This is a genomic window from Dongia sp., assembly GCF_041909655.1.
Taxonomy (GTDB): Bacteria; Pseudomonadota; Alphaproteobacteria; order Dongiales; family Dongiaceae; genus Dongia.
Window position 1 is genome coordinate 258,007 of record NZ_JAYRDA010000004.1, and the last position, 13,093, is coordinate 271,099.

Annotated in this window: 12 protein-coding genes; 11 read left to right on the plus strand and 1 reads right to left on the minus strand. The window is 63.2% G+C overall.

The window, feature by feature from the left end; translation table 11 throughout:
- Window positions 1-11: 11 nt before the first annotated feature.
- The 11 genes from ACE3PR_RS10105 to ACE3PR_RS10155 are packed head-to-tail and all read left to right on the plus strand — an operon-like array spanning window position 12 to window position 11,531.
- A complete protein-coding gene (locus tag ACE3PR_RS10105; RefSeq protein WP_374371269.1) occupies window positions 12-560 on the plus strand; it encodes a hypothetical protein in 549 nt (182 codons plus the stop codon).
- On the plus strand, window positions 557-2,257 hold the full coding sequence (locus ACE3PR_RS10110; protein ID WP_374371271.1) for an AMP-binding protein: 1,701 nt from the start codon (window positions 557-559) through the stop codon (window positions 2,255-2,257). Before ACE3PR_RS10105 ends, ACE3PR_RS10110 begins: the two co-directional genes overlap by 4 nt.
- A complete protein-coding gene (locus tag ACE3PR_RS10115; protein WP_374371274.1) occupies window positions 2,254-3,936 on the plus strand; it encodes a glycosyltransferase in 1,683 nt (560 codons plus the stop codon). Before ACE3PR_RS10110 ends, ACE3PR_RS10115 begins: the two co-directional genes overlap by 4 nt.
- A complete protein-coding gene (locus ACE3PR_RS10120) occupies window positions 3,933-4,349 on the plus strand; it encodes an acyl-CoA thioesterase (protein WP_374371276.1) in 417 nt (138 codons plus the stop codon). Before ACE3PR_RS10115 ends, ACE3PR_RS10120 begins: the two co-directional genes overlap by 4 nt.
- Window positions 4,337-4,966 (plus strand): outer membrane lipoprotein carrier protein LolA, encoded by a 630-nt coding sequence (locus ACE3PR_RS10125; RefSeq protein ID WP_374371278.1) that lies wholly within the window; start codon window positions 4,337-4,339, stop codon window positions 4,964-4,966. Before ACE3PR_RS10120 ends, ACE3PR_RS10125 begins: the two co-directional genes overlap by 13 nt.
- Window positions 4,963-7,317, plus strand: coding sequence for an MMPL family transporter (locus ACE3PR_RS10130; RefSeq protein WP_374371280.1), 2,355 nt, complete (start codon window positions 4,963-4,965; stop codon window positions 7,315-7,317). Before ACE3PR_RS10125 ends, ACE3PR_RS10130 begins: the two co-directional genes overlap by 4 nt.
- The gene (locus tag ACE3PR_RS10135; protein WP_374371282.1) at window positions 7,318-7,935 is read left to right on the plus strand and encodes a DUF3261 domain-containing protein; all 618 of its coding nucleotides are present in this window, start codon (window positions 7,318-7,320) and stop codon (window positions 7,933-7,935) included.
- Window positions 7,932-9,116, plus strand: a complete 1,185-nt coding sequence (locus tag ACE3PR_RS10140) for a beta-ketoacyl-[acyl-carrier-protein] synthase family protein (RefSeq protein WP_374371284.1) — start codon at window positions 7,932-7,934, stop codon at window positions 9,114-9,116. Before ACE3PR_RS10135 ends, ACE3PR_RS10140 begins: the two co-directional genes overlap by 4 nt.
- Window positions 9,116-9,586, plus strand: a complete 471-nt coding sequence (locus tag ACE3PR_RS10145) for a hypothetical protein (RefSeq protein ID WP_374371286.1) — start codon at window positions 9,116-9,118, stop codon at window positions 9,584-9,586. Before ACE3PR_RS10140 ends, ACE3PR_RS10145 begins: the two co-directional genes overlap by 1 nt.
- Window positions 9,583-10,308, plus strand: a complete 726-nt coding sequence (gene fabG / locus ACE3PR_RS10150) for a 3-oxoacyl-ACP reductase FabG (RefSeq protein WP_374371288.1) — start codon at window positions 9,583-9,585, stop codon at window positions 10,306-10,308. The genes ACE3PR_RS10145 and fabG overlap by 4 nt, the downstream gene beginning before the upstream one ends.
- Complete coding sequence (locus ACE3PR_RS10155; protein ID WP_374371290.1) at window positions 10,308-11,531, plus strand: beta-ketoacyl-ACP synthase; 1,224 nt, start codon at window positions 10,308-10,310, stop codon at window positions 11,529-11,531. The genes fabG and ACE3PR_RS10155 overlap by 1 nt, the downstream gene beginning before the upstream one ends.
- 143 nt (window positions 11,532-11,674) lie before the next feature.
- Here ACE3PR_RS10155 and ACE3PR_RS10160 read toward each other — a convergent pair whose 3' ends face one another.
- Complete coding sequence (locus tag ACE3PR_RS10160) at window positions 11,675-13,066, minus strand: FAD-dependent oxidoreductase (protein WP_374371292.1); 1,392 nt, start codon at window positions 13,064-13,066, stop codon at window positions 11,675-11,677.
- Window positions 13,067-13,093 lie beyond the last annotated feature (27 nt).

The window sequence follows — 13,093 nt, forward strand, 5'->3', positions numbered from 1 at the left end:
GAGCGGCGAAGGTGACGCTGGCGATTCTAGTGATCGCCGGCATCGCCTATCCGTTCCTGCTCTATGCCGGTAGCGGTCAGGTTCCCTCTCTCGTCTTCGCGGCATTCGCCTGCGCGCTGCTGGCTCTGCGCGCCTGGCTGGGTCCCGATTGGACGGCGCCGTTGCAACGCCCGCTCCTCATCGCGATCCCGCTCATCGCGGCCATCGCCTTGCTGGATGACGATCTGGCGGCGAAGGCTTATCCCGTGGCGATCAGTTGGGGCTTTGCGCTTTTGTTTGCTCAATCGCTATGGTCGCCCGTGAGCCTTGTCGAGCGTTTCGCGGCCTTGCAGGGGAATATCCTGACGCCAACAGCGCGACGCTACTGCCGGCGTGTGACCTTGATCTGGGCTGGCTGGCTGGCGCTCAATGGGGGCATCGCCGCAGCACTCGCGATGACGGGCGCACTCGAAGCCTGGACCCTGTGGACGGGCTTGATCTCCTATCTGGTGACCGGAGCGCTATTCGCGGCCGAGTTCAGTTTGCGGCGCATCTTGCGCCAGAGGCATGCGCAAGGATGACCCTCTCCGATCTGCTCATCGCCAGCGCGGACGGATCGCGGGTCGTCGCCTATGTGGCGGACCAGCCGGTCAGCCTCGCCCAATTCCGCAGCGATGTCGCCACGAATGCCGCCATTTTGCGTGAACGCGGCTGCCGCCGGGGCCTGCTGGTGACACAGGATACCTATTGGGCGGCTGTCGGCTTGCTGGCCCTCTTCCAGGCTGGTGCCGTTGTCGTGATGCCGCCCAACATCCTGCCGGAAACGCTGCGGCAATTGCGTGTGGAATGGGATTGTCTGGTCAGCGACACGGCGGAGGAGATGACGGAAGCGCGTCATCGCCTGATAGCCGGCGGAGACGCGGCGATTGCCCTTCACCCGCTTGATTCCCAAGCCTGCGCGATCGAGCTTTTCACCTCCGGCAGCACGGGCGATCCGCTCCGCGTCGCGAAGACCCTGCGGAATATGGAATTGGAAGCCGACGATATCGAGGCTTTGTTCAGCCCGCATCTGGCGCCGGGCGCCGCGATCGGCGGCACCGTCACCCATCAGCACATGTATGGCCTCGCCTATCGCCTGTTCTGGCCGCTTTGCCATGGCCGGCCGATCCTGGGAACGATCTATGCGTTCTGGGAGGAATTGCTGCGCGCCGACTTGCGCGGCGGCGCCATAATTTCGGGGCCGGCGCATCTGACACGCCTTGCCGGAATCGCGACCTTGCCACCGGAGAGACGGCCGGGCCTCGTCTTCTCCGCCGGCGCGCCATTGCCGCCGGGCACAGGTGCTGCGGCCGAAGCGGTGCTGGGCGCGCCGCTCATCGAGATCTATGGCAGCACCGAGACCAATACCATCGCCTGGCGCGCAGCATCGGAAGAGACAGCGCATTGGCGACCTTTCCCCAATATCGCCATTGATCGCTTGGGAGATGGCCGCATCACACTGACCTCCTCCTATATCGGCGGCGATGACCGATATGAGGGGCAGGATCTCATCCAACTGGCGGCGGGCGGTGGCTTCGATCTGATCGGGCGCGCCGACCGGATAGCGAAGATCGAAGGAAAACGCGTGAGCCTCAGCGAAATCGAAAGGCTCTTGCGCGCGCATCCCGCGATTGCGGCGGCGGCCATTGTTGTGCTCGCTGAACCAACGCCCATGCTGGCCGCCGTCATCGTTCCCAGCGCAACGGGTGACGAATATCTGCGCGACATGGGGCGTTTCCGCTTCGGTCGCCTGTTGCGGCACCATCTTTCCGATAAACTGGAGGCTGCGGGATTGCCGCGCCGCTGGCGGTTCGTCACAGCGCTGCCCGTAAACGCCCTGGGCAAGATCAATAGCGCCGAATTACGCCGCCTGTTCGATACCCCGACACAGCCCGACGAGCCGGATATCCGCCCGCTGGAGCGCGGTGCGGATTGGGTTGAGCTGGAACTCTTCAACCGGCCCGACCTGCGTCAACTTGACGGTCATTTTCCCGGCATGCCGATCGTACCGGGCGTGGCCCAGATCGACTGGGCGGTGAAGCTGGCGGCACATCATCTAGATCTGCCGCTCGACGCCGCCACAAACTATCAGGTCAAGTTTCACCGCCTGACCTTGCCGGACAGCATTTCGATCCTGCGGCTTGAGCATGACCGGACGCGCGCGCGACTTAGTTTCAGCTATCGGCGGGTGGACCACGAATTGCTGACCTCGGGCACCATTTCGTTGGCGTCATCGTGACCGCGTTCAGGCCCTGTGCCGTCATCCCCAGCCATAACCACAGTACCGCCATCGGCGGCATCGTGCTGGCTCTGAGAGAAGCCGGTCTGGCCGTTTTTATCATCGACGACGGCAGTGCGGAGCCTGCCAGATCGATGCTGGCTGCGCTGCGCGACCCGGAAAACAGCGTCACTGTACACCGGCTGGAACCCAATGCCGGCAAGGGCGCGGCGGTCATGCACGGTTTCCGGCTCGCCAAGGCGGCCGGCTTTACTCATGCGCTGCAAATCGATGCCGACGGCCAGCACGACATTACGCAAGTACCGAAATTTCTGGCGCTTGCCCGCGCGCATCCCGAGGCGCTGATTGCCGGTGTTCCCATCTATGATCGCTCGGCACCGCTGGGGCGCGTGATCGGCCGTTACGTGACGCATGTCTGGGTCTGGATCGAAACCTTGTCGTTCCGGATAAGCGACAGCATGTGCGGGTTCAGGCTCTATCCGCTGGACGCCACCTGTGCCCTCCTCGATGAAGCCGAGATCGGCGCGCGCATGGAATTCGACACCGAGATCATGGTGCGCCTGTTCTGGCGCGGTGTCCCCATGATCGAGCTTCCGGTCAAGGTGATCTATCCGGCCGGCAATACCTCAAACTTCCGCATGTGGCGCGAGAACTGGCGGATCAGTTGCATGCATACCCGCCTCTTCCTGCGGATGCTCGCGACCTTTCCCGCGATCCTCCGCAACCGGCCGCCGCGAATGGGATCCAGCACCCATTGGGCATCGCTTGGCGAGCGCGGCGCACGGTGGGGCCTGGGCTTTGCTGCCGCAGTTTATCGATTGCTGGGGCGGCACGGCTGCCTCGCCGTCATGGCGCCGGTCGTGCTCTATTTCTATCTCACCGGCAAGGAGCAGCGCCGTGCCTCGCGGCAATTCCTCACACGTGCCTTCGCCGCTGCCGGTGCCCCACGCACCCCCGGTTTCCTCGACGGCATGCGCCATTTCATGACTTTCACCGGGAAAGTGATTGACAGTTTCGCGGGCTGGATCGGCGGTATCCCCGTTGATCGCGTGGTACCGAGAGAAACGGCGGCATTGGATCTGGCGATGGCCGATCCGCGCGGGGCGCTCTTCATCGTCAGCCATCTCGGCAATGTCGATCTGGCGCGCGCCTTGCTGGACGAGCAGACGCGCCAGCGCTTGCTGATCCTGGTCCATACCAAACATGCCGAGAATTTCTCGAAACTGCTGCGCCAATACCGTCCGGAGGCAGCGGTCAATACCTGGCAGGTGACGGAATTGGGGCCGGAAGCCGCCATCGAGTTGCAGGCGCGGATCGAACAGGGTGCCTGGATCGTGATTGCCGGCGACCGAGTGCCGATCGGCAGCCAGGGCCGGATCGCCCATCTCCCTTTCCTAGGGGCCGATGCCCCGTTCTCCCACGGCCCCTATATCCTGGCGGCTCTGCTGGATTGCCCGGTCTACACCTTGTTCTGCCTGCAGGAGGGCGATCACTACGGTCTTTACGCCTGGAAACTGGCGGACCGGATCACCTTGCCGCGCCAGGGCCGCGAACAGGCGCTGGCCGGTTATGCCGGCCTCTTCGCCAGCCGCCTTGCCGAGATGGCGCGACGTTATCCCTGGCAATGGTATAACTTCTTCGATTTCTGGAACCGGCAACCGGGAGCATCCCGCGAATGATCTCCGCCGAGATTATCGTCACCGCGCAGTTCTACGACCTCGACCCCATGCAGGTGGTCTGGCATGGGAATTACGTGCGCTATTTCGAGCAGGCCCGCGGCGCATTGCTGGACAAGCTGGGCTACAACTACCCGGACATGGAACGCAGCGGCTATGTCTTTCCGATCGTCGATCTGCAGGTGAAATATGTGCGACCCGTGCGTTATGCGCAGAAGATCCGCGTCGAGGCGCGCTTGGTGGAATACGAGAACCGACTGAAGATCGCTTATTTCTGCCGCGACGAGGCGAGCGGCGAAATCCTGACCAAGGCGCAGACAACGCAGCTCGCCATCCGCCAGGCGACCCAGGAATTGTGCCTGGAATGCCCGCCGGATCTCGTTGCCAAGGTGCGGGAGGCGTTATGCGCAAAATGATGCGGCGGCCACTTGCCGGGCTGATCGGTCTGGCCCTGCTCGCGGGGGCGCCGGCTCTGGCCCAGGACCCCACGCCCCTGCAGCCCACGGAAATTCTGCATGGCCGCTTTACCCAGGAGCGCATCCTGACCGGCATCGCGACGCCACTGAAAAGCGAGGGGAGCTTCGTGCTGGCACCCGAACACGGCCTGATCTGGCGGGTGGAAACACCCTTTGCCGTGACGACGGTGATGACCGGGAACGGTATCGCGCAATTCAACGGCGAGACCGAAATGGTCAACCTCTCCGCCGCCCAGGCACCGGTCCTGGCCCACCTCTATCAGGTTCTGGGTGGCGCCTTGACCGGCGACATCGCCAGACTGGAAGAACGATTCGACGTCGCGAAGTCAACATCCGGCAATGACTGGCAACTGGCCCTGACGCCGCGCGAAGCTGCGACGGCGGATGCCACGCAGATCGAGGCCATCATCATCCGCGGCAGCCGATATATCGACCGGATCGAGATCGCCAAGGCCAGCGGCGATGAGGACCGCCTGATCTTTCACGATCAGACGATCGTGAGCGAGGCGATCGACCCCAAGGATGCCGAACTCCTCGATCGTGCCGGCGCAAAATGACCGGCGCTCACCGGCTGTCCTTCGAACGATTGCGCATCGGCGCCATTCTGTGGCTCTGCGCGGTCGTCATGATGTCGGCCTATCTTGGGTTGCGCTTTTACCAGGGCGTCGCCTTTCGCACAGATCTCCTGGCCCTGCTGCCGCAGGAAGAACAGAACCCCGTTCTGCATCAGGCGATCGACCGCATCACGCAACAGACGTCGCGCCGCATCGTCTTCCTGGTCGGCCATCGCGACCAGGATGTAGCGCGCGCCGCCGTCGCCGGAATCGAGAGCGATCTCGAAAGCGCACAATTGGCCGATTTCAAGATGCTGGATTCCCTCACCAGCGGGTCCGCGGCATTAGGCACCTTCTATTTTCCTTATCGCCAGAATTTGTTGTCGAAGAACGATCGTGATTTACTGCAGCAGAATCGCGGCGCGGAGATCCTGCAGCGTGCATTGGCACAGATCTTCAGCGTCGGTAGCTTCACGGATTCGCGTCTCCTGCAGGCAGATCCCTTTCTCCTGCTGCCGGCCTTTCTCACCTCATTGCCGGTGCCATCTTCAAACCTTGCCCTGGATCATGGGCGGTTGAGCGTGTTGCGCGACGGGATGCATTGGGTGCTTTCCAGCGGCCAATTGCTGGACGATCCGTTCGCTCTCGCGGTGCAGGAACGGCTGACGGGAATCGTGGATACCCGCATCGCCGCGCAACAGGCCGCGCATCCGGATACCAAGATCCTGCGGACCGGCGCCGTCTTTTTCGCCCGGGCCGGCTCGCAAACGGCGATGACCGAAACCTCAACCCTCGGCACGCTCTCCTCGATCGGCACCATTCTGCTGCTGATCCTGGTCTTCCGGCATGTGACTCCGCTGCTGCTCAACGTCCTGGCGGTGGTGGTTGGAATCGGGGCATCACTGGCCGGCAGCATTCTCGCTTTCGGCGAAATCCATATTATCACCCTCTTGTTCGGCGTCGGCCTCATTGGCGTCGCCGTCGATTATGGGCTCCATTACATGGTCTCGCTGGTCGATCGGGATGCCGGCACGCCGACCGAGCGGTTGCGCCATGTTCTTCCGGGTATCACCTTGGGCCTGCTCACCACCCTCATCGGCTATATCATCCTGGTTCTGGCGCCCTTTCCAGGTCTACGCCAGATCGCCGTCTTTTCCGTGATCGGCCTTTGTGCCGCCTTCCTGACAGTCATTTTCTGGTTTCCGATGCTCGACCGACGCAAAGCCATGCGCCAGGGCGATGGATTGGCGCGTCTGGGACAGCTTTGGTGGGCCGTCTGGGAAAATCCTCGCTATCGCCTGCCCCGCTACCTTGGCATCGCATTTATCTGCCTCATCATCATCGCCGGCTTCTTCCGCCTGGAGACCAATGACGACGTGCGACGGATGCAATCCCTTGACCCCGATCTCATGGCCGAGCAGGCAGCGATTCAGGAACTCACCGGCGCCAGCGGCTCGTTACAAAATCTGTTGATCCTGGCGACGGATGACGAAGCGGCCTTGCGCGAGGGTGAAGCCTTGGCCGATCTGCTGACAAGGCTTCACCTTGAGGGCGTGATCGGCGCGTTCCGCGGTCCGGCCAGTTTCATTCCTTCGCAGCAACGCCAGGAGGAGAACCGGCAATTGCTGGAGACCCGTCTGCTTGCCCCCTACGAAGCCCAATTGCGTGCTCAGCTCGGCATGAAACCCGCCGCGGTCACTGTCGCACCGGACCTGGCATTGACGCCGGATCTGGCGCGTGAAAGCGGGACGATGCCATTCCTCGACGAGATGATTCTGGCGCCCGGCCGGCATGTCATCGCCCTCGACGGCGTCACCGATGTGACCCGCCTCCGTGCGGAACTGGCTGCCTTTCCGGACGTCGTCTATGTCGATCCGGCGGGTGATTTCAGCGCCTTGCTGGCAAAGTACCGGGCGCGGGCGATCTGGCTCGTGGCACTCTCGGCCGGGTTGATGCTGGTGCCTTTGTGCTGGCGCTATGGATTCAAAGGTGCCGTCATCTTGATGGCGCCACCCACGATGGCTGTCCTGCTGGCACCCTCTCTCCTCGTTTTGGGCGGCGGAACCATCAGCTTCTTCAATATGATGGCGCTGGTGCTTGTGCTCTCGATTGGGGTCGATTATGCCATCTTCTGTGCCGAGGCGGTCGAGCACAAGCGGCCGGGAACCCAGTTGGCGGTTATCCTTGCAACCCTGACGACCTTGCTGTCGTTTGGCCTGCTGGCCTTCAGCCAGGTCGTTGCGGTGCATGCCTTTGGATTGACCCTGTTGCTGGGCGTGCTGATCGCGTTCCTGCTGGCACCGATGGTGGTGGGCGTCGAGCCGCGCATAAAGCCACAGAAGAACGGGGCGTAAGTGAGTAACGGGTCGCAGATGTGGATCGGCAGAGGGTCGTGGCTGGCAGCATCCATCTTCGGCCTGTTATCGCTGACGAGTTGTGCCAGCACGCCCCCCATCGACACCAATGCCGCCATGATCGCGCCTGGTCGCATCCTGACTTTGCCCGCGCCCGCCGAACTGGGCCGATCGGTCGAGGCGACACAATTGATCACGGTGCGGCGGGACGGCGATACCTATGCCTTCGAAGGCCATATCAGCATCAATCCCGAGCGCCTGTACCTGGTGGGGGTGGACGGTCTCGGCCGCCGCGCGCTTACGCTCACCTGGGAGAAGTCGGGCAAGGTGACATCGCAAACCGCCGCCTGGTTGCCCAAAACCATCATGCCGGGACCGATGCTGGCCGATCTTGTGATGCTCTATTGGCCCGAGGCCGTCCTGCGCCGCGCGCTTGCATCGGCGGAAGCTGAACTGGTCACCACGGCGGATGGCCGCATTGTGACGGCCGGCGGCACGGAAATTTTCCGGGCCGATTACCTCGAACCGAAGCAGCCGGGCTGGACCGGGCGGTTACGCTACCGGAACACCTCCTGGGGTTATGAGATCGAGGTGCAATCTGTGGAGACGCAGCCATGAAGGGTCTCGGTATCGCCGCGATGGGGTTGGTCACGCCCCTCGGCCGCGGGAAGGCCGCCGTCGCGGCGAACCTTGCCGACGGCACGCGTAGCGGGCTGCAGCCGCGCCGCGACCTCATTCCAGGCCGCGAGGTACATGTCGGCGTGGTCGACGGCGATCTGCCCGCGGCACCACCGCGCCATGATTCACGCAACAGCCGGTTGATGCTGGCGGCGCTGGGCGAAATTGCGCCGGAGATTGCCGCCGCCGCGCAAAGATATGGCCGCGAGCGGGTCGCTGTTATCCTCGGCACCAGCACGTCGGGCATCGCCGAAGGCGAGAACGCCTTCGGCGCCCAGCGCCGCGATGGAGTCTGGCCGGCGGGTTTCCATTATCGCCAGCAGGAATTGGGAGCGCTCGCGGTCATGGCCGCCGAAGCGCTGGGTATTACTGGCCCGGCCTATACCATCGCCACCGCCTGCTCCTCGAGCGCCAAGGTCTTTGCCACCGGACAACGGATGATCGCCGCGGGTCTCTGCGATGCGGTCATCGTGGGTGGTGCCGATTCTCTGTGCGGCACCACGCTCAACGGTTTCGCGTCTCTGGAGGCGCTGTCGCAAGGCCTCAGCAACCCGTTCAGCATCCATCGCGATGGCATCAATATCGGTGAGGCGGCGGCGGCCTTCCTCCTGACTCGGGAGCCGGCACCCGTGCAGTTCCTGGGAATCGGCGAAAGCTCGGACGCGCATCATGTGAGTGCGCCGGATCCGGAAGGCCGTGGCGCCCTGGCCGCGATGCAGGCGGCTTTGGCAAGCGCCGGCCTTATCCCCGGCGACATTGCCTATATCAATCTCCATGGCACCGGCACGCCGCTCAACGATTCCATGGAAGGAAAGGCCGTCTCGGCCCTCTTCGGCAATGACGTCCCCTGCAGTTCGACCAAGGGCATGACCGGCCATACCCTGGGTGCCGCGGGTGCCTGCGAGGCAGCTTTCCTGTGGCTGCTTTTGCATCCAGATTTCGCCACAGGCCAATTGCCGCCGCATGTCTGGGATGGCGCGCGCGACCCGCAGATTCCGCCGATCAATCTGGTTGCGCCGGGCGTTGCGGCACCTCGCTGCGAGCGTCTGGCGATGCTGAGTTCCTCTTTCGCCTTTGGCGGCAACAACGCCGCTGTCATCTTCGGCCGGGGCTTTGCCTGATGCAGAGCTGCCCCTATCCCATCGAGGCGTTGCTGCCGCACGCCCATCCGATGATCCTGATCGACGGCGTTACCGGTTGGGATGAGATGCGCATCGAAACCGCCTTGCGCGTCCGAGCGGACATGCCTTTCTTCGAGACAGGCAAGGGAATCGCCGCTCATATTGCGATCGAATGGATGGCGCAAACCTGTGGTGCCTTTGTCGGCTTGGAGGCGCGTCTCGCCGGATTGCCGCCCAAGATCGGGTTCCTGCTCGGGACACGCGCCTTCCGCTCCAACATCGCGTGGTTCGCCGAAGGCAGCGCGATCACCATCCACGCCGAAGTGAAGTTCCGCGACAATGAGACCGGCGCCTTCGATTGCGTCGTGCGACTGGGTGGGCGGGATATGGCGCAGGCCACCTTGATCCTGCACCAGCCGGCCGATGTCGCCGCAGTTCTTGCCAGCCAGGGAGTGAGCTTGCCGTCATGACCAGATCGATCCTCGTCACGGGTGCCAGCAAGGGAATCGGCCGCGCCATCGCGCTCAAGCTGGCCCAGGACGGCTTTGCCATCATCGCCCATTATGGCCGCGATGCGGCCGGCGCCGACGCCACGCGCGCGGCAATCCTGGAAGCCGGCGGGACCGCGCGCTTGCTGAGCTTCGACTTGACAGACCGGGCCGCTTGCCGAGAAATTCTGGAGCGGGATATGGAGGCCAATGGCCCCTATTGGGGCATCGTGCTCAATGCCGGTATTGCACGCGACGCCGCCTTTCCAGCCATGAGCGACGAAGAGTGGGACAGCGTGTTGGATACCGATCTCGGCGGTTTCTACAATGTGCTGCGGCCCACTGTCATGCCGATGGTGACGGCGCGCCAGGGTGGACGTATCGTCACCATCTCGTCGGTTTCGGGCATCATGGGCAATCGCGGTCAGGTCAATTACAGCGCAGCCAAGGCCGGCATCATTGGCGCCACCAAAGCGCTGGCGATCGAGCTGGCCAAGCGGCAGATCACTGTCAATTGCGTGGCACCCGGCATCATCGAGACGCAGATGACGGAAGCCCTGCCGATCGAGGAGCTCAACAAGATGATCCCGATGCGCCGGATCGGGCAGCCCGACGATGTCGCCCATGCGGTTTCCTATCTGTGTTCGGAAGGCGCCGGCTATGTCACGCGGCAGGTCCTTTCCGTCAATGGCGGGATGTTCTGATGCGCCGCGTCGTCATTACCGGCATGGGCGGCGTTACCGCCCTGGGCGAGAATTGGGCGGATATCCGCGGACAGATGGAACGCGGTGAGACCGCGATCCGCTACATGAAGGATTGGGAACGCTTTCACGGCATCAACACGCGCCTTGCCGCGCCCATACCGGATTTCACCGGCGCCGACCACTATCCCCGCAAGAAGACGCGCACCATGGGCCAGGTCGCCAAGATGGCGGTCTATGCCAGTGAGTGCGCCTTGCGGGATGCCGGCCTGATCGAGGATACGGTCATCACCAATGGCCGTACGGGCATCGCCTATGGATCCTCCTTCGGCAGTCCCGGGCCGGTCATCGCCTTTGCCGAATTGATGACCGACGGCGCGTCGAAAACGTTGAACGCCGCCAGCTATATTCAGATGATGAGCCATACCGCCGCCGTCAATATCGGGCTTTTCTTCGGTGTCACGGGACGGGTGATCCCGACTTCCAGCGCCTGCACCTCCGGCAGCCAGGGGATCGGCTATGCCTATGAAGCGATCCGCTGGGGCAAGGCGGATGTGATGATCGCCGGCGGCGGCGAAGAACTCGACGTCACCGAAGCCGCCGTCTTCGACACACTCTATGCGACCTCGACCCGGAATGATCGGCCGCACACCTCGCCGCGCCCCTATGACCGCGACCGCGATGGCCTGGTCATCGGGGAAGGTGCCGTGACCCTGATCCTGGAAGAGCGCGAGCGGGCGCTGGCCCGTGGCGCGAAGATCCATGCCGAGATCGTCGGCTTTGCCTGCAATTCCGACGGCAATCATGTGACTCAGCCGCAGGCTTCGACCATGCAGCAGGCGCTTGAAATGGCGCTGGAAGATGCCGCTTTGGCACCGGAAGCCGTCGGCTTCGTGAGCGGCCATGGCACGGCCACGGAATGGGGCGACATCGCCGAGACCCAGGCGACGCGCGATGCACTGCGCCGCGCTGTGCCCATCCACTCGCTGAAATCCTATTTCGGTCACTCGCTCGGCGCCTGTGGCGCCATGGAGGCGTGGCTCGGGATCGAAATGATGAATGCGGATTGGTTCGTTCCCACCGCGAATCTGGAGAATATCGACGAACGCTGTGCCGAGCTCGATTATCTGATGGGCATGCCCCGGAAGATCGAGACAGAATATCTGATGTCCAACAATTTTGCCTTCGGCGGCATCAACACCTCGCTCATCTTCAAACGGATATGAGTCTTGACCGGAACGCCGTTACAGCCGTCTTGGCATGGGCCGGCTTTGGTTGCGATGAGCGCGTTCAGATAGTGGCGTCCAGAAGAGGAAGGCTCCGCCGACGGACAGATTGAGGCGCCCCGCCGCTTCCTCGCTAACAGGTATCACGCAGCACAGCCGCAGCCCACCTTACCGGCTTCCTTCGCCACCACATCGGCGACACAGCAGGCATTGGTCTCGGCAGGCGCCGGGCCGCCGCAGCATCCGGCGGCATCCGCGGCATTGTTGGTCGAGCAGATGCCTGTTTCGGGCAGAACGAGTTGCACATTGTCAGCCGCTTCCATGTCCCCGGCGATGGCCGCCGCCACCGAGCGCGCCTGCTCATAGCCTGTCAAAAGCAGGAAGGTTGGCGCCCGGCCATAGCTCTTGACGCCGATCGTGTAGAAACCGGGTTCCGGATGCGAGGTTTCGCGGTGCCCATGGGGCGGCACGGAGCCACAGGAATGCAGATTGGGGTCGATGAGCGGGCCCAACGCCTTGACCCCCTCCAGCCAGGGATCGAGTTCGAGACGCAATTCGCGCGTCATCTCTAGATTCGGTCGCTGGCCCGTGGCGACGATGATCCGATCGACGGCCGGCAGACTGAGTTCGCCGTTGGCGGTGGCACCGATCAATTGCAGGCCATCGCCCTGCTGCTTGATCTCGGTTGTCGAGAATCCCGTCACCAGTTGGATTTTACCCTGATCCACCAGCCGCTTGAGATTGGTGCCGAGCGCGCCGCGGGCCTCCAATTGATCCGCCGATCCACCGCCATAGATGCGGTTCATATTGGTGCCGCGCACGACCCAGACAGCCCTGGTCTCCGGCGCATCCTGGGCAAGACGCACGAGATCCAGCAGCACGTTGATGGCCGAGTACCCGCCCCCCACGACAGCGATCCGCTGATTGGCATAGGCGGCACGTTGCCCGCCCAGCACGTCCGGCATGCCATAAGCGATACGATCGGCAAAACGATCCTCGCCCGGCGCCGGCAGGCCCGATGTGCCGACCGGGTTCTGGTTCTGCCAAGTGCCGGAGGCATCGATCACGGCCCTGGCATGGACAATCTGCTGACGGCCATCTCGGTCGGCAACCCGAATTTCGAAGGGCTTCGCCTCGCGCCCTTTGCTGGTCACCTTGTCGAGACCGGCACGCGAGATGGCGATGACTTTGGCGCCGGTCTGAATGCTTCCCTTAAGCTCCGGCAATTCCGACAAGGGTTGCAGATAGTGTCGATAGATTTCGTCGCCGGTCGGCAGCTTGCCGGCCTCCGGCAATACCCAGCCGTGACGCTCCAGCAGACGGCGCGATGCCGTGTCGACATTCTGCTCCCAGGTGGTGAAGACGCGCACATGGCCCCAATCGCGGATATTGGCACCGACGGTCTCGCCCGCCTCGAAGACCTTCACCTTGACCCCGCGCTCGGCAAGATGCGCGGCGGCGGCAAGGCCGATCGGCCCGGCACCGATTACGGCGACCGGCAAGCTATCCATCGGCAAGCTGCTCTGGGAATCCATGGCACCTCTCCTTTATTTCTAACTTTG

What these genes read in the sequence shown, in the direction of transcription:
- ACE3PR_RS10110 (WP_374371271.1), top strand. Translation starts at nt 557, where the DNA reads ATGACCCTCTCCGATCTGCTCATCGCCAGCGCGGACGGATCGCGGGTC.
- ACE3PR_RS10120 (WP_374371276.1), top strand. Translation starts at nt 3,933, where the DNA reads ATGATCTCCGCCGAGATTATCGTCACCGCGCAGTTCTACGACCTCGAC.
- ACE3PR_RS10125 (WP_374371278.1), top strand. Translation starts at nt 4,337, where the DNA reads ATGCGCAAAATGATGCGGCGGCCACTTGCCGGGCTGATCGGTCTGGCC.
- ACE3PR_RS10130 (WP_374371280.1), top strand. Translation starts at nt 4,963, where the DNA reads ATGACCGGCGCTCACCGGCTGTCCTTCGAACGATTGCGCATCGGCGCC.
- ACE3PR_RS10140 (WP_374371284.1), top strand. Translation starts at nt 7,932, where the DNA reads ATGAAGGGTCTCGGTATCGCCGCGATGGGGTTGGTCACGCCCCTCGGC.
- ACE3PR_RS10145 (WP_374371286.1), top strand. Translation starts at nt 9,116, where the DNA reads ATGCAGAGCTGCCCCTATCCCATCGAGGCGTTGCTGCCGCACGCCCAT.
- fabG (WP_374371288.1), top strand. Translation starts at nt 9,583, where the DNA reads ATGACCAGATCGATCCTCGTCACGGGTGCCAGCAAGGGAATCGGCCGC.
- ACE3PR_RS10155 (WP_374371290.1), top strand. Translation starts at nt 10,308, where the DNA reads ATGCGCCGCGTCGTCATTACCGGCATGGGCGGCGTTACCGCCCTGGGC.
- ACE3PR_RS10160 (WP_374371292.1), bottom strand. Translation starts at nt 13,066, where the DNA reads ATGGATTCCCAGAGCAGCTTGCCGATGGATAGCTTGCCGGTCGCCGTA.